Here is a 15,630-nt window from a genome sequence, read left to right as displayed (position 1 = left end):
GGACACTCAGGAGCTCAGGGGATCAGTACGACCTTGCCGGTGACGGTGCCGGACTCGGCGAGGCGGAGCGCCTCGGCGGCGTCGGTGAGCGGGAGGCGGGCGGCCAGCGGCGCGGTGATCTCGCCGCGCCGGACGGCGTCCAGGACGGCGGTGAGGTCGGCGCGCAGCCGGGCCCGGAAGCGGTCGCGGCCGAGCGCCCGGCCCGCCCAGATGTTGTAGAAGCGGGCGCGGCGGCCGTTCGGCAGGGCGTTCCACCACCAGGTGCGGGCCAGCAGCTTGAGCACCGGCCACTGCTTGGAGCCGGTGTCGTCGCGGGTGGCGGCGCTGCCGTAGGCGATCAGGGTGCCGCCGGGGGCGAGCAGGTGCCAGGAGTCGACCGCGCTGCGGAGGCCGACGTGGTCGAAGACGGCGTCCACCCCGCCGGGGGCGAGGCGGCGGACCTGGGCGGGGACGTCACCGGTCCGGTAGTCGACGGGGGTGACGCCGAGGGCGCGCAGCGCGTCGTGGTGGCGCGGGGAGGCGGTGCCGATCACCTCGGCGCCGGCGGCGCGGGCGAGTTGGGCGAGGAGCTGGCCGACGCCGCCGCCCGCGCCGTGCACCAGGACGGTCTGCCCGGCCCGGACCTTTGCGTGGCGGTGCAGCATCTGGTGGGCGGTGATGCCGTTGACGACGGCGGTCTCCGCCTCGGCCGGGTCGAGGCTGTCCGGGACGGGCACGGTGTCGGCCGGGTCGAGCAGGACGTGGCTGGCCCAGCCGCCGGTCTTGGTGAGCGCGGCGATCCGGCGGCCCGTCAGGGCGGGGTCGGTGCCCGGGCCGGTGGCGGTGATCCGGCCGACCAGGTCGTAGCCCGGGACGAACGGGAACGGCGGCTGGTCGTAGTAGCGGCCGCGGCGCATCTGCTGTTCGGCGAAGGAGACGCCGGTGGCCTCGACGGCGACCAGCACCTGCCCCGGCCCCGGGGCGGGGACGGCGGAGCGGCGCACCAGCAGGCCCTCCGGTTCGACCAGGCCGGGGAGGACGATCTCGACGAGCTGCCCGGGGGCGCGGTGGTCGGGTCCGTGGTTCATGGCACTTCCTTTCGATAGAAGCTCTCGCTTCTGTTAGACCCTCTAACTCTTCAAGTTCTAGCATCACGCTTTCGTGAGAGTCAACAACAACAGTGATATGGTCTAACGGAAGTGAGGACATCTGACGAACGCGTGACACCAACACGGCAGTGAAGGGGCACCCCCATGGAGACGGAGACCGGCACCCCGCGGGAGCGCTACCGCACCCAGGTCCGCGAGGAGGTCAAGCGGCACGCCCGCGCCCAGATCGCCGAGGCGGGCGCCTCCGCGCTGTCGCTGAACGCGATCGCCAAGCGGATGGGCGTCAGCGGCCCGGCCCTCTACCGCTACTTCGCCAACCGGGACGAGCTGATCACCGAGCTGATCACCGACGGCTACCGCAGCCTGGCCGAGGTGCTGGGCGCCCGGGCCGGTCAGGGCGGTGACCTGCCCGAGCTGGCCCGGGCGCTGCGCGAGTGGGCGCTGGCCGATCCGCAGCGCTACTTCCTGCTGTACGGCACCCCCGTCCCGGGCTACCACGCCCCGCCGGAGACCACCGAGCTCGCCGCCGCCACCATGTCCGCCCTGCTGGACGCCGCCGCCCGGCACCAGCAGCCGCCGGTCGACCCGGGCCGGGCCGACGCCCGGCTCTACTCCCACCTGGGCGGCCGGCACGACTGGGCCGGTCCGCGCCGGGCCAGCGCCCACGAGCTGCGCCGGGCGCTGGCGTTCTGGACCAGGCTGCACGGCGTGCTCTCGCTGGAACTGGCCGGCCACTTCACCGGCATGGGCCTGGACCCGGAACTGCTCTACACCGCCGAGGCCGAGGCGCTCGCCCGGATCTGACCGCACGCCCCCGAACCGCCCACCCGCGAACCGCCAACCCCGACACCCCCGAACCGCCCACTCACAAACCGCCCACCCCGAACCGCCCACCCCCGGAGAGCGGGGACGCAGGTGTTCACCGGGATGTCGCCGTGCCGGAAGCCGGGCGACATCCCGGCCCTCGTAGGGTGGACGGCGTGAACACCCAGCACAGCGCCGCGACCGCGCCGAACGCCCCGATCGACCGTTCCGCGGTGAAGGTGATCGCCCACCGGGGCTCCTCGGCGGCCCTGCCGGAACACACCGAGCAGGCGTACCTGCGGGCCCTGGCGGAGGGCGCGGACGGGCTGGAGTGCGACGTCCGGGTCACCGCCGACGGGCAGCTGGTGTGCGTGCACGACCGTACGGTGCGCCGGACCTCGGACGGCCAGGGCGTGGTGTCGGCGATGACGCTGGCTCAACTCTCCCGGTTGGACTTCGGTTCGTGGAAGCACCCGGAGCAGCCGGAGCCCAGCCCGGTGCTCACCCTGGAGCGGCTGCTGGAGCTGGTCGCGGACGCCGGTCGGCGGGTGGAGCTGGCGATCGAGACCAAGCACCCGGTGCGCTACGCGGGCCGGGTGGAGTCCGAACTCCTGCGCATGCTGGGGCGGTTCAACCTGCTGCCGGCCTCCCCCGAGGAGTCGACGGTGCGGGTGATGAGCTTCTCCGAGCTGGCCCTGCACCGGGTCCGGCGGGCCGCCCCGGCGGTGCCCCGGGTGTACCTGTGGGAGCGCCGGCTGCCGGTGCTCGGCCGCACCCGCGCGCTGCCCGGCGGCGCCGCGATCGCCGGCCCGGGCATCGACCTGGTGCGCCGCGACCCGGGTCTGGTGACGGCACTGCGCCGGGCCGGGCACCGGGTGCACGTGTGGACGGTGGACCGCCCCGAGGACGTCGAACTCTGCCTGGAACTGGGCGTGGAGGCCCTGATCACCAACCGCCCGGCCGACGTCCTGGCCCAGCTCGGCCGCTGACCGTCCCCGCGCCCCGACCGCCCACGCCCAGCCCCGCAGGCCCCGCACCGGGCCGCCCCCGCACCCAATCGCGCGACAGAAATACCGAACGGGGTATTTCCGCGCGCCCTTTCCCATGGATCACCACAACAGAACGTGAGAGACGCCTCACCTTTTGCCTCCGGTCCGCACGGATGTCGTTAATGCCGCCATCGGATCGTCGAACGTCCGTTTCCGACGCATTACCTGCGGGCATCCATCCCTCGGCAGAAGCCTGAAGGAGGTCCGGGGGTGGCGTTGATGGTGGCACGAGCTGTGCCAGTTCAGGCCGGGTCGTCCTCATCGGCCATGGCCGTTCCGCACGGTCCGGCCAGTGTTTCGGCAGCCCGGCGGAGGCTGCGCCGTGATCTCGGCGACCGCGCGATACCCGATCCGGTGATTGACGACGCGGTGTTGATCCTCTCCGAACTGCTCAGCAATTCCTGTCGGCACGCCAGACCCTTGCGCCTCGCGGACGAGCCGGGCGAGCCGAACGGGCCGGGTGAGCCCGGTGAGCAGGGCAAGCAGACTGACGGAGCGACAGGCGGAGCAGCGGACGGAGCAGCAACAGGCACGGCGGCGGCGATCTGGTCCGACGGCTACGGCCCGGCGGGCGGGGACGACGATCCCGGTACGGTGCTGGTGAGTTGGCGGATGCGCGGCGACGGCCTGCTGACCCTGGAGGTGACGGACGGCGGGGCGAGCACCCGTCCGGTGCCGGCCGGGCCGTCGGTGACGGCGCACGGCGGGCGGGGGTTGAACATCGTCGGGCAGCTGGCGCGGGACTGGGGCGTGCGGCACGCACCCGGTCAGGTGACGGTGTGGGCGGAGCTGCCGGCGTTCGGGCAGGTCGTGGGCGGCGGGCGGCGCCGGAGCGCCTGAGCGGGGCGGCGCGGGCGAAGTAGGCTGCCGGGTGCAACCCGTCCGACCTCCCCGGGAGAGCCGCACCATGGCCAAGAAGGCCGCGAAGAAGCAGCCCAGCCAGTCCACCGCCGTCGAGGGCGAGGTCCCGGTCGTCGGGGCGCGCGAGGCGTGCCCGTGCGGTTCGGGCCGCCGGTACAAGGCCTGTCACGGCCGCCAGGCGGCCCACGCGGTGCAGGAGTTGGTGCACCGTCCGTTCGAGGGCCTGCCGGGCGAGGCGGACTGGGTGGCGCTGCGCGAGCTGGTGCCGGCCGCCACGGTGCCGCTGAAGCTGGCGGCGGGCGTGGCCGAGGAGGCCGTCGGCGAGGTGCCGTCGGTGACGCTGGCGACGGTGCTGCCGCTGGCCTGGCCGGCGCTGCGGCGGGCCGACGGCTCGATCCTGCTGGGCCTGCAGACCCAGTCCTCCTCGGGCGACCTGAGCCGTGACCTGGCGGACGCGCTGGAGCTGGCGCTGGCCACCGAGCCGGGCACCCCGGTGCCGGCCCGCCGGACCACGCCGGGTGGCCGACGCCTGCAGGAACTGCTGGACACCACGGCGGAGTTCACGCCCGAGGTGTTCACCGGCTTCGAGTTCTGGCTGGAGGACGCCGAGGCGGCGACCGGCGAGGTGGCGGCCTCGCTGGAGCGGGCGAACGCCTCCGCGATCCCGACCGAGAAGCTGGCCGGGGTGGACTCGGCGTACTGGTGCGGCACCCCGGACAAGAACCACCTGCGCTGGGTGATGACCGTCCCCGAGGAGCAGTTGCTGGACGCGCTGGCCCGGCTGTCGGCGGCCGGTGAGAGCTCGCTGGGCGAGGGCACCAAGCTGGTCGGCTCGTTCCGGGCGCACGGCTTGACGGTGCCGGTCTGGGACCTGCCGGTGGACATGGCCGCCGCCGAGGTGGAGAAGCCGGCCGCGGAGTTCGCCGCCAAGCTGGCCGAGGTGCTGGCCGCGCCCGCGCCGCTGACCGCGGAGGAGCGCCGGGCCCGGGCGAACCTGGTGAGCCGTCAGATCACCCTGAACTGACCGGAATCCGCCGGAACCGGCCGGAAAGCGCTCCACCGGGATCCGGGAAGCGTTCAGGGAAGGGTTCCGGGAAGTGATCCGCGTCACATTTCCGCCGCGCCACCGGGATTCTCCGGGGCTCCCCCGGGGCCCCTCCGGGAGTTCCCAAGGGCCTTTCGGCGTGGACAAATTGGCGCGGAGCCGGATCTTTGTTACTGTTTGAACAGTCCGACCGCTGGTGCATCCCCCGTCGCCAGCGGTCGGACATTTCTCGTTACGGGCCGTACCGTACCGACTTTCTGACGGGGCATCATCAAATACCTGGTCAGCGCCGCGGGAGCACCACCGCGCTCGCGGTGATCATCCCGCCGAGCAGCGTCCCGACCTCCGGCAGCCAGGGCCGCCCGGGGCCCGGCCGGCGCACCCAGTGCACCGGGCCCGCGCCCGTCCGCGAGGGCGGCAGCACCAGGTAGCCGCCCGGCCCGTGGTAGCGCAGCACCCCGGGCACCCAGGGCCGTTCGGCCAGCAGCGCGCCGAGCTCCGGCAGCGTGTAGGGGGCGGTCAGCAGCACGAACCGGCCCGGCGTGCCGAGCACCGGCCCGTAGGGGACGCCGATCTCGTCCAGGTGCCGCAGCAGCCACGGCCCGGCCGGGCGGGGCAGGCTCACCGCGCCCAGCGCCCGTCCGGTCGCCGCCAGCACGGGCGCGCCCGGCGACCGGCGCTCCCACCACCAGCGCACCATCCGCGGATCGGTGGTGGCCGCCTCCAGCGGCGGGTCGCACGGGTGCGCGCCGGGCGTCGCGCAGACCCGGTCGGCGCAGGAGCACGGCCCGGACGCGCCGCGCAGCGGGCGGGCGCCCGGCACCACCGGCCAGCCGCAGCCGACGGCGGCCTGCAGGGCGGCGGCCAGCACCAGCGTCCGGGACCGGCGCCCCGGCATCCACTGGACCACCCGCTCGGACAGCGGCTCTCGGCGAGGTGGGCGCATGGCGGCTCGTTCCTTTCCGCGTCCGGGGTCGGCGTGCTCGACGTACTCGATGTGTTCGACGTACTCGATGTGTTCGACGTGCTCGGCATGACCGGCTGCGGCCGGGTGACCGGTCCGATCGGCGCGGGCCGCGGTGCGTGTGCGTCCCGACTACCCGCCGCTGGAACGAGAATCCCCCATACGCCCGGATGGACGCGGCCCCCGGGGCCCCGGTTCCACCGTACGAGTGAGTGCGGGCCGCCCCGGGCGGCACCCCGGCGGCCTGCGCATACGATCCCTGGCACGTTCGGCCGCCGCACTCCTGGACATGCCCCGATCGGCCTGTGTACAAGTGGGGGAATCATGCCGAGTAGTGAGTAAAGACATCGTTTCGGTCGGTCTCGGGGGTCCTGCGTGACACGTTCCGGATTGTGGGGAGTTGCGACATGACCGACATCCAGCCGCTGGCGGCCGAGGTGCGGGCCTCCGAGGTGCTGACACCGGCGGCGCCGGCCTCGGCGGCCCTGGCGGCACTGGCGGCGGAAACCCCGGCGGCCGAAGCCCTGACCGCCGGGGCCCTGACCGCCGGGGCCCCGGCGGCCGACCGGGTGCTGCTGCCGGAGCTGGGCGAGGTGCCGACGGCCGACCTGCAGGACCGTTTGGCCGGATGGCTGTCCGATTTCACCAGCCTGCAGGAGCACCTGGAGCTGCTGGCCCGGGCCGACGGGCTGCCCGGCACGCTGGACGCGCTGCTGGACTCGGGTGCCGCACTGCTCGGCGCCCGCCGCGGCCTGGTGGTGACCCTGCGGCCCGGGCCGGCCCGCACCCTGGGCCGCCCGGTCGGGCTCGGCCTGGACCGGGCGATGCTCGGCGCGCTGGAGACCGTGCCGGTCGAGCACGGTCCGTTCGCCGGGCTGCTGAGCGCGGGCGCCGGCGGCCGGCTGCTGATCGACGACCTGGCCGCCGACCCGGCGGTGGGCGCCCGGTTCCGCGAGGTCGCCGCCCAGCTGGGCCTGGGGGCCTGCTACGCGCTGCCGCTGGGCACCGAGCGGGACGGCGCGCTCGGCGCCGCCGTCTGGTTCTACGACGAGCCGGGCCGCCCCGACGACCGCCGCGAGCACCTGGTGCGCCGCTACTGCGAGTTCGCCGCGCCGCTGCTGGCCCGCCAGTTGGAGGCCGACCGGGCGGTGCGGGCCACCGAGACGCTGCGCCGCTCGCTGCTGCCCGACCACCTGCCGTCCCCGGCCGGCCTGCGGATCGCGGCCCGCTGCGTCCCGGCCGCGCTGGAGCACGCCGCCGGCAGCGACTGGTACGACGCCATCGCGCTGCCCGACGACACCCTGGGCCTGACCGTGGGCAGCGTGCTCGGCGGCGGTCCGAGCGCCGGGCCCGGGGCGGGCGCGGGCGCGGCGGCCGCGATGGGCCGGGTCCGGGCCGCGCTGCGCGCCTACGCGGTGCTGGAGGGCGAGGACCCGGTGTCGGTGCTCGGCGACCTGGAGCTGCTGCTGAAGACCACCGAGCCGACCCGGTCCGCCACCGCCGTCTACGCCTGCGTGGACCCGGCGGAGCGGCGGATCGCGCTGGCGGGGGCGGCGAACTGCCCGCCGGTGCTGCTGACCGGGTACGGGGCGAACTTCGTCGAGACCTCGCTCTCCGCCCCGCTGGGCATGCTCAGCTGCTGGGAGGCGCCCGGGGTGGAGCTGACCGCGGAGCGCGGCGACGTGCTGGTGCTGTACACCGAGGGTCTGGCCCGCCGGTTCGCGCCGACCCTGCACGCCGGGCAGAGCGCGCTGCGCCGGGCCGCCGCCGACGCCCCGCGGGACGTCCGGCTCGACCCGGAGCGGCTCTGCGCGCACCTGCTGGAGCAGGCCGGCGGTACGGACCCCGGCGAGGACGACCTGGTGCTGCTGGCCGCCCGCTTCGAGTAGCCGCGGTCAGGAAGTCAGGAGCGGGCCCCGGCCGGACCCGGGCTGCACCCGGGCCGAACCCCGGACCGAAGCCCGGGCCGAACGCCCTTCCTCCGTTCGAACGGCCCTACGTACCATGGGGGCGACATCCGCCCGCACGCCCCGCGACCCGGGGAGGGCGGGCGGTAGCACGCGCAAGGAGGCGACGTAGTGACCGAGGACCGCAGCCCCGCGGTGTCCGAGAACCCCGAGGGTTCCGCCGAGGGCGAGGAGGAGGAGAAGCCGAAGAGCCGCAAGAACGGCGTGTACGGCGGCGTCTCCGACGAGCTCGAGGCGTCCATGCGCTCCGGCTGGGCCGACACCGAGCTGCACGGCCTGGAGCCGGTCGCCCAGGCCCCGTACGCCGCCGAGCGGCGCGCCCGGCTGTCCGCCGCGTTCCCCGGCGAGCGGCTGGTCGTCCCGGCGGGCAACCTGCGCACCCGCGCCAACGACACCGAGTACGCCTTCCGCGCCGCCAGCGAGTACGTGCACCTGACGGGCAACCAGACCGAGGACGCGGTACTGGTCGGCGAACCGGTCGAGGACGGCCACGCGTTCGCGCTGTACCTGCTGCCGCGCTCGAACCGGGAGAACGGCGAGTTCTGGCTGAGCGGCCAGGGCGAGCTGTGGGTCGGCCGCCGGCACTCGCTCACCGAGTCCGAGCAGCTGTACGGCCTGCCGGTGCGCGACGTCCGCACCGTCGCCGAGGAGCTGGCCGCGACCACCGTCCCGACCCGCCTGGTGCGCGGCTACGACGCCGGCCTGGAGGCCGCGCTGGCCGAGCAACTGGACGCGGAGAAGGACGAGGAGCTGAAGGTCTTCCTGTCCGGGCTGCGCCTGGTCAAGGACGAGTGGGAGATCGGCGAGCTGCGCGCCGCCTGCGACGCCACCGTGCTCGGCTTCACCGACGTGGTGCGCGAACTGGACCGGGCCGTCGCCACCTCGGAGCGCTGGATCGAGGGCACCTTCTGGCGCCGCGCCCGGGTCGAGGGCAACGACGTCGGCTACGGCTCGATCGCCGCGGCCGGCCCGCACGCCACCACCCTGCACTGGGTCCGCAACGACGGCGACGTCCGCCCGGGCGAGCTGCTGCTGCTGGACGCGGGCGTGGAGACGCACACCCTGTACACCGCGGACGTGACCCGCACGCTGCCGATCAACGGCCGCTTCACCCCGCTGCAGCGGAAGATCTACCAGGCGGTGTACGACGCCCAGGAGGCCGGCATCGCCGCGGTCAAGCCGGGCAACCAGTACCTGGACTTCCACAAGGCCGCCCAGCGGGTGCTGGCCGCGCGCCTGCTGGAGTGGGGCCTGATCGACAACTCGGTCTACGACCTGGAGAAGGTGCTGGAGCTGGGCCTGCAGCGCCGCTGGACCCTGCACGGCACCGGCCACATGCTCGGCCTCGACGTGCACGACTGCGCGCACGCCCGCCGCGAGGACTACGTGGACGCGGTGCTGGAGCCGGGCATGGTGCTGACCGTCGAGCCCGGCCTGTACTTCCAGGCCGACGACCTGACGGTGCCGGAGGAGTACCGGGGCATCGGCGTCCGGATCGAGGACGACATCCTGGTCACCGCCGACGGCCACGAGAACCTCTCCGCGGCCCTGCCCCGCGAGGCCGACGAGGTCGAAGCCTGGATGGCCTCGCTGACCTCCTGACGGTCCGTCCGCCGGTCCGCACCGAGCCCCCGTCCGGCCTGCCGGCGGGGGCCCGGTGCGTTCAGTGGCGGCGGCCCCAGCCCGAACGGGCGGCCGGGAACGCGACATTGTTCTCGAAACGGGCACGGCTGGGCATGGACATTCGACGCTCCGCAGCGCTGGGTGGGGTGGACGGACGGTCGGCCCTCGACGGGGTGACTCCCCCATCCTCCCGGGAGGCCCCGGCCCGATTCCAAAGGTTTTCCGCCCCCGTCCGGTCAGCCTCCGGCCCGGTCCGTGCGCATCCGTCCGTCCGATCGCCGTCCGACCGCCGTCCGGGCCGCGTCCGGACCGCCCCGGCGGCCCGAGGCACTACACTCGCGGCGAACCGCCCCCGGCCGCCCCTGGAGCAGCGCCATGGCCCAGCCCGTGCCCGTCGTCATCGGCAGGCGCCCGGCGCCCGTGCACACCGTCGCGGTGTACGCCTTCGCCGGTATGGCGCCGTTCGAACTCGGCGTCGTGGTCGAGGTGTTCGCCCTCGCCCGGCCCGAGCTCGCCGGGCTGCTGGCCGCCCCCTGGTACGACGTCCGGGTGTGCGCGGAGCGCCCCGGCCACCCGCTGGAGGCGGTCGGCGGCTTCTCCCTGACGCCCCGTCACGGCCTGGAGGAGCTCGCCGCCGCCGACACCGTGGTGGTGGCCGGGGTGCCCGACCCGTACGGCGACGTGCCGCCCGCGCTGGTCGCCGCGCTGCGCACCGCGCACGCCCGCGGCGCCCGGCTGGTGTCGATCTGCTCGGGCGCCTTCGCGCTGGCCGCCGCCGGACTGCTCGACGGCCTGCCCGCCACCACCCACTGGCGGTACGCGGAGCTGCTGCGCCGCCGGCACCCGGAGGTCCGGGTCGACCCGGACGTGCTGTACGTGGACAACGGCCAGGTGCTGACCAGTGCGGGCAGCGCCGCCGGCATCGACCTCTGCCTGCACCTGGTCCGGCAGGACCACGGCGCGCGGGTCGCCAACACCGTCGCCCGCCGCTTCGTCGTCCCGCCGCACCGGGACGGCGGGCAGGCCCAGTTCATCGAGGCGGCGGTCCGGCCGGTGGACGAGCCGGAGGACGGGGTGGCCCGGTCGATGCGCTGGGCGCTGGAGCACCTGGCCCGCCCGCTCACCGTGCAGTTGCTGGCCCGGGCGGCCGGCATGTCCGACCGCTCGTACCTGCGGCACTTCACCGCCCGCAACGGGGTCAGCCCGATGCGCTGGGTGGCGATCCAGCGGATCGCGGCCAGCCTGCCGCTGCTGGAGTCGCCGGAGGGCAGTGTGGAGGAGATCGCCGCGGCCGTCGGGTTCGAGTCCGCGGCGACCTTCCGGCACCACTTCGGCCGCACCATGCGCACCTCGCCGACCGCCTACCGGCGGACCTTCGGCCGGGCCGCCTGACACACCGTCAACTACTACATGTTCTTCAGGAGTTGGCTTCGCGCTCCAGGCGGTCGGCATTGGCGTGGATCGCGTCCCGCAGCCACGGGGCGAGGCCCGGGGCGAGCTTCTCGTACGTCTCGGTGAACCGCGGGTCGGCGACGTACATGTCGCCGAGGCAGCGGTGCATCTGCGGGGCGCAGTCGTAGAAGTTCAGGCCGATGTGCGCGCGGTGCTGCTCGGCGATCGCCATCGCCTGCTCGCTGTCCGGCGCGGAGCCGGCGGTGAACGCCGCCACCAGGGCGTCGTTGATGCCGTCGGCCTCGGCCTTGATCCGCTCCCAGTCCGCCTTGGTGTAGCGGGCCGTCCGGGCCTGGGACTGCTTCCAGGCGTCGGTCTCGCCCCAGCGCTGCTCGGCCTCGTCCTCCCACTCCTCCCGGTAGTCCTTGCCGAACACCTCGAACTTCTCCTCCGGGGTCAGCTGAATGCCCAACGTCCTTGCCTCCATCGCTCTCTCGACCGCCGCGGCGAGGTCCTCCAGCTTCCGGATCCGGTCGCCGATCAGCTGGCGCTGCCGGCGCAGGTGCTCGGACGGTCCGACCGACCGGTCGTCCAGGATCGCCGCGATCTCCTCCAGCGGGAAGCCGAGTTCGCGGTAGAACAGGATCTGCTGCAGCCGGTCCAGTTCGGCCTCGCTGTAGCGCCGGTACCCGGCCGGGGTGCGGCCAGTGGGCGACAGCAGTCCGATGCCGTCGTAGTGGTGCAGGGTGCGCACCGTGACGCCGGCGATCCGGGCCAGCCGTCCCACCGTGTATCCGGTGTCGTCGTCCGTCGCGTCGTCGTTCATCGCGTCCTCCTTCCCGCCGTTCGCTGTGGGCACCAGCCTGCGGCCTGACGCGGCGTGAGGGTCAAGCCGGGTTTCCGGGTCGAGCCGGGTTTCCGGGTCAGTCCGCGACGCCGCCCTGCGCGATCACCTTGCCGATCCGCAGCCGGACGAGGAGTTCGCCGGGGACGCCGTTGCGGGCGGCGTACTCCTCGGCGCGGTCCTCGCCCATGTAGCGGGCGGCGATCCGGCCGGCCCAGGCCCGGACCTCGGCGAGGTCCTCGCTCAGGGTGGCCTCGCCCTCGACCAGGACGAAGGCGAACGGCGGCCGGTCGTCGTCGACGCAGAGCGCGGCGCGGCCGTCCCGGGCCAGGGTGCGGCCCTTGACGGTGTCGCGGCCGGTGTTGAAGACGATGTCCTCGCCGTCCAGCAGGAACCAGATCGGGGCGATGTGCGGGCGGCCGTCGGCGCGGGTGGTGGCCAGCTTGCCGGTACGGGTGCCGTGGGCGAGGAACGCGCGCCACTCGGGCTCGGTCATGGTGGGCATGGCCGCCATCCTGGCAGCCGTGCCGGACGGCGGTTACTCGGACTCGCCGTAGCGGATCAGGTAGGCGGCGAACCGGGCCAGGTCCTCGTCGCCCCAGGAGGTGAAGCGGTCGGTGAAGGCCCGTCGGCGCTGCTCGTACGCCTCGGCGAGCAGCTGCTCGCCCGCGCCGGTCAGCCGCAGCAGCTGGCCGCGCTGGTCGTCGGGGTCGGCCTCGCGGCCGAGCAGGCCGAGCTTCTCCAGCGCGCCGACCTGCCGGCTGACGGTGGACTTGTCGAGCATGAAGTGCGAGGCCAGGTCGGCGGCCCGGCAGGAGCCGCGCTCCTTCACCAGGTCGAGCATGCTGTAGGTGACCAGCGAGAGCTCGGGGTGCAGCTGGGCTGCCTTGTGGCGGGCCCGGCGGGCGAACGCGGTGAGCTCCCGCTGGATGGTGTCCAGCGCGGCGTCGCGGTCGGGCATGGCGGTGGCTCCTTCGTCGTGCGGTGTTGCCGACCACGGTAGGGGCAGCCGCCCTCAGACGCCGACCGCCTCCTCGATCTCCTCCTGCTCGGCACGTTCCGGCACGGGGACGGCGGCCGCGGGCGTCCCGGCCCGGCGGCGTTCGTGCCGGGCGGCGAGCGGCAGCAGGGCGGCACCGGCCGCCAGCCAGGCGAACAGGGTGGCGAGGTGGCCGCCGAACCCGGCCCGGCCGCCGAAGTACACGTGGTCGCGGACGCCCTCCAGGAAGCCCGCGCCGTTCCAGAAGGCGTGCAGGGAGCCGAAGAAGCCGTTCTGCAGGGCGGGTTCGAAGATGCCGCCGGAGCTGGTGAAGTTGAGCATCACGAACAGCGCCATCATGGTGAGCGTGGTCCAGCGGCCGAGGAAGCCGTGCAGGGCGGTGCCGATCAGCACGATGCCGCTCGCGTACAGCCAGGACATCGCCCAGACGCCGAACAGGCCGTGCGTCACCAGGTGGAACACCGGTCCGGCGAGCGCCGCGCCGATCAGGCTGACCACCAGGGCGACGCCGAGGCCGAGCAGCGCGCGCAGGCGCATCGGGAGGGCGGCGCCGGCCGCGCCGAGCACCGCGACCGAGCCGTACGAGCCGATGCTGAGCGCCACCAGCAGGAAGAACAGGCCCTGCCCGGTGGGGTCGCCGGCCGGCAGCGGGGTCAGCTCCTGGACGGCGAGCGGCTTGCCCTGGTGCGCGGCGACCTGGGTGAACACCTTCTCGGCGGCGGTGGCCGAGGTCTCCGAGCTCGCGGTGGCGACCAGCAGGGTCGGGGCGGCGGCGTCGGGCAGGTAGGCGGCGACCAGGTCGCGGTCGAGCAGCCGCTGCCGGGCGGCGTCGGCGTCGGGCAGGGTGGTGACGTCCAGTCCGTCCCCGGCCCGGTCCTTCAGAGTCTGCGCGAGCAGCTGGCTCTGCGGGGCCGACCCGACGACGGCCACCTTGAGGTGGTGCGGGGCGGGGGCGTGGAAGGCGGCGAGGTAGGCGATCCCCATGCCGAGGCACATCAGCAGCGGTGTGACCAGGTGGGTGAGGACGTGCCGCAGGGCGGGGCGGGAGACCGCGGACGGCGAGGGCATCACAGCTCCATGGTTGGCAAGTACAACTATCTCTCGGTTGCACTTTACAACTCGCACGCCCTTCGGCTCCAGCGTTCCCCCGCCCTGTGACGCACCTCTCCCCGTTCTCCCCGTTACTGCCGCCCCTCCTCCAGCAGGTCGTCCAGCTCCCGCAGCAGCCGCGCCTTCGCCCGCGCCCCCACCAGCGAGCGCACCGGCTCGCCGTCCTTGAACACCATCAGCGTCGGCATCGACAGCACCCCGTACGCGGCCTGGGTCTCCGGGTTCGCGTCCACGTCCAGCGAGACGATCTTCAGCCGTCCCTCCTGCTCGACGGCCAGCTCCGCCAGCACCGGCGCGATCATCCGGCACGGCGGGCACCAGTCGGCGGTGAACTTCACCAGCACCGGCCCCTCGGCCGCCAGCACCTCGCCCGCGAAGTCCCGGTCCGTCACACTCCGCACGCCACCCACGGCGTCCTCCCTCTCGCTCGTCACTCCGATGTCGGTTCCGGCTGCGGCTCCGGCTGCGGCTCCGGCTGTGACCGCGGCCGTGACCGCGGCGGTGGCTCCGGCGGGCGGGCCAGCTCGCAGCGGGGCTCCGCGTCCACCGCGGCCAGCGCGTCGCGGGCCGCCTCGGCCTGCGCCAGCTGCACCGCCACCTGGTCCCGGACCTCGCCCAACCTGGCCACCATGGCGTCCAGTTCGGCCAGCTTCGCCCGGTACACCTCCAGCGAGGCCGGGCAGGAGTCGCCCGCCGGGTGCCCGGCCCGCAGGCACTCCACGAACGGCCGGGTCTCCTCCAGTTCGAACCCGAAGTCCTGCAGCATCCGGATCTGCCGCAGCAGCCGCAGGTCCTCCTCGTCGTACGCCCGGTACCCGTTCCCGCCGCGCCGCGCGGGCAGCAGCCCCCGCGACTCGTAGTACCGCAGCGCCCGCGTGGTGGTCCCCGCCCGCTGTGCCAGCTCGCCGATCCGCATGCCGACGACGGTAGACCTTCACCCCGGCGTCAAGGCCAGCCCTCCGGACGCCGGAACCCCGGCGCGGCACCCGCCAAGATCGTTAAGCTCGTCCGATGACCGAACAGATCACCGCCCTGCTGGCGGCCTACGACGCGAACATGCGCGGCCTCGGCCGCGCCGGCGACGGCGAGACCCACGACACCGACGGCCCCCTGCTGCGCAGCCACGGCGGCTTCCGCGGCTTCGTCACCTCCCCCACCGCCGACCTCGGCCTGGACGGCGCGGAACTGGACCGGCTGATCGCCCGCCAGTGCGCGTTCTTCGGCGCCCGCGGCGAAGCCTTCGAGTGGAAGACCCGCGGCCACGACCTCCCCGCCGAACTCCCCGAGCGGCTGCTCGCGGCCGGGTTCACCGCCGAGGAGCCGGAGACCGTCCTGATCGGCCTGGCCGCCGAACTCGCCACCCCCACCCGCTCCCCCGAGGGCGTCGTCATCCGGCGCACCACCTCCCCCGCGGACATGCGGCGGATCGCCGCGATGGAGACCGAGGTCTGGGGCGAGGACTGGAGCTGGCTCGCCGAGGACCTGACCACCCGGGCCACCGGCAGCGACGACTTCCTCGTCCTGGTCGCCGAGACCGACGTCCCGACCGATCCCGAGGTGGTCTCCGCCGCGTGGCTCACCCGCACCCCGGACTCCACCTTCGGCGGCCTCTGGGGCGGCTCCACGCTCGCCGCCTGGCGCGGCCGCGGCATCTACCGCGCCCTGGTCGCCCACCGCGCCCGCTGGGCCCTCGACCACGGCATCACCCACCTCCAGGTCGACGCCTCCCCCGACAGCACCCCCATCCTCCGCCGCCTCGGCATGCACCCCGTCACGACCACCACCCCGTACATCTGGACCCCGCCCACCGCCTGACCCCCGGCCCCACCGCGCGCAGCCCGCGGGGGCGCTGCACGCGGCCGGGAAGGGGACAGGAAGAACGG

16 protein-coding genes are annotated in these 15,630 nt (G+C 74.3%); 8 read left to right on the top strand and 8 right to left on the bottom strand.

Features of this window, described 5'->3' with window-relative positions:
- Window positions 1-14 precede the first annotated feature (14 nt).
- The gene (locus ACIOHG_RS13005; protein ID WP_400949049.1) at window positions 15-1,067 is read right to left on the bottom strand and encodes a medium chain dehydrogenase/reductase family protein; all 1,053 of its coding nucleotides are present in this window, start codon (window positions 1,065-1,067) and stop codon (window positions 15-17) included.
- A 165-nt stretch (window positions 1,068-1,232) separates the two neighbouring features.
- Between ACIOHG_RS13005 and ACIOHG_RS13000 the strand changes: the two genes are divergently transcribed.
- The 4 genes from ACIOHG_RS13000 (at window position 1,233) to ACIOHG_RS12985 (ending at window position 4,826) form a co-directional block, all read left to right on the top strand.
- A complete protein-coding gene (locus ACIOHG_RS13000) occupies window positions 1,233-1,892 on the top strand; it encodes a TetR/AcrR family transcriptional regulator (protein ID WP_400949047.1) in 660 nt (219 codons plus the stop codon).
- A gap of 176 nt (window positions 1,893-2,068) precedes the next feature.
- Window positions 2,069-2,881 carry a glycerophosphodiester phosphodiesterase gene (locus tag ACIOHG_RS12995; RefSeq protein ID WP_400949044.1) on the top strand — a complete coding sequence of 271 codons (813 nt, stop codon included), beginning with the start codon at window positions 2,069-2,071 and terminating at the stop codon, window positions 2,879-2,881.
- 270 nt (window positions 2,882-3,151) lie between these two features.
- Window positions 3,152-3,781 carry an ATP-binding protein gene (locus tag ACIOHG_RS12990; RefSeq protein ID WP_400949043.1) on the top strand — a complete coding sequence of 210 codons (630 nt, stop codon included), beginning with the start codon at window positions 3,152-3,154 and terminating at the stop codon, window positions 3,779-3,781.
- A 67-nt stretch (window positions 3,782-3,848) separates the two neighbouring features.
- The gene (locus ACIOHG_RS12985; protein ID WP_400949041.1) at window positions 3,849-4,826 is read left to right on the top strand and encodes a DUF5926 family protein; all 978 of its coding nucleotides are present in this window, start codon (window positions 3,849-3,851) and stop codon (window positions 4,824-4,826) included.
- A 304-nt stretch (window positions 4,827-5,130) separates the two neighbouring features.
- On the opposite strand, the gene ACIOHG_RS12980 is transcribed toward ACIOHG_RS12985, so the two are convergent.
- Window positions 5,131-5,793, bottom strand: coding sequence for a bifunctional DNA primase/polymerase (locus ACIOHG_RS12980; protein WP_400949040.1), 663 nt, complete (start codon window positions 5,791-5,793; stop codon window positions 5,131-5,133).
- A 425-nt stretch (window positions 5,794-6,218) separates the two neighbouring features.
- Between ACIOHG_RS12980 and ACIOHG_RS12975 the strand changes: the two genes are divergently transcribed.
- The 3 genes from ACIOHG_RS12975 (at window position 6,219) to ACIOHG_RS12965 (ending at window position 10,793) form a co-directional block, all read left to right on the top strand.
- A complete protein-coding gene (locus tag ACIOHG_RS12975; protein WP_400949038.1) occupies window positions 6,219-7,700 on the top strand; it encodes a PP2C family protein-serine/threonine phosphatase in 1,482 nt (493 codons plus the stop codon).
- A 189-nt stretch (window positions 7,701-7,889) separates the two neighbouring features.
- The gene (locus ACIOHG_RS12970; RefSeq protein WP_400949036.1) at window positions 7,890-9,380 is read left to right on the top strand and encodes an aminopeptidase P family protein; all 1,491 of its coding nucleotides are present in this window, start codon (window positions 7,890-7,892) and stop codon (window positions 9,378-9,380) included.
- Window positions 9,381-9,776: 396 nt separating this feature from the next.
- On the top strand, window positions 9,777-10,793 hold the full coding sequence (locus tag ACIOHG_RS12965; RefSeq protein WP_400949035.1) for a helix-turn-helix domain-containing protein: 1,017 nt from the start codon (window positions 9,777-9,779) through the stop codon (window positions 10,791-10,793).
- 25 nt (window positions 10,794-10,818) lie between these two features.
- Here ACIOHG_RS12965 and ACIOHG_RS12960 read toward each other — a convergent pair whose 3' ends face one another.
- From ACIOHG_RS12960 to ACIOHG_RS12935, 6 genes are all read right to left on the bottom strand, one after another.
- Complete coding sequence (locus ACIOHG_RS12960) at window positions 10,819-11,619, bottom strand: MerR family transcriptional regulator (protein WP_400949033.1); 801 nt, start codon at window positions 11,617-11,619, stop codon at window positions 10,819-10,821.
- 97 nt (window positions 11,620-11,716) lie between these two features.
- Window positions 11,717-12,133, bottom strand: coding sequence for a PPOX class F420-dependent oxidoreductase (locus ACIOHG_RS12955; protein ID WP_400949273.1), 417 nt, complete (start codon window positions 12,131-12,133; stop codon window positions 11,717-11,719).
- 42 nt (window positions 12,134-12,175) lie between these two features.
- The gene (locus tag ACIOHG_RS12950; protein ID WP_400949030.1) at window positions 12,176-12,598 is read right to left on the bottom strand and encodes a MarR family winged helix-turn-helix transcriptional regulator; all 423 of its coding nucleotides are present in this window, start codon (window positions 12,596-12,598) and stop codon (window positions 12,176-12,178) included.
- Window positions 12,599-12,652: 54 nt separating this feature from the next.
- Entirely contained in the window at window positions 12,653-13,705 is a 1,053-nt protein-coding gene (locus ACIOHG_RS12945; RefSeq protein WP_400949027.1) for a hypothetical protein, read from the bottom strand.
- A 113-nt stretch (window positions 13,706-13,818) separates the two neighbouring features.
- Complete coding sequence (trxA, locus tag ACIOHG_RS12940) at window positions 13,819-14,157, bottom strand: thioredoxin (RefSeq protein WP_400949024.1); 339 nt, start codon at window positions 14,155-14,157, stop codon at window positions 13,819-13,821.
- Between the two features lie 20 nt (window positions 14,158-14,177).
- Entirely contained in the window at window positions 14,178-14,663 is a 486-nt protein-coding gene (locus tag ACIOHG_RS12935; protein ID WP_400949022.1) for a MerR family transcriptional regulator, read from the bottom strand.
- Between the two features lie 95 nt (window positions 14,664-14,758).
- Between ACIOHG_RS12935 and ACIOHG_RS12930 the strand changes: the two genes are divergently transcribed.
- On the top strand, window positions 14,759-15,562 hold the full coding sequence (locus ACIOHG_RS12930; protein WP_400949018.1) for a GNAT family N-acetyltransferase: 804 nt from the start codon (window positions 14,759-14,761) through the stop codon (window positions 15,560-15,562).
- The last annotated feature ends 68 nt before the right edge of the window (window positions 15,563-15,630 follow it).

Source organism: Kitasatospora sp. NPDC088134, assembly GCF_044741705.1.
GTDB lineage: Bacteria > Actinomycetota > Actinomycetes > Streptomycetales > Streptomycetaceae > Kitasatospora.
The sequence above is the reverse complement of the archived record's forward strand: the minus strand, read 5'-3'. Positions and strand labels throughout refer to the sequence as shown.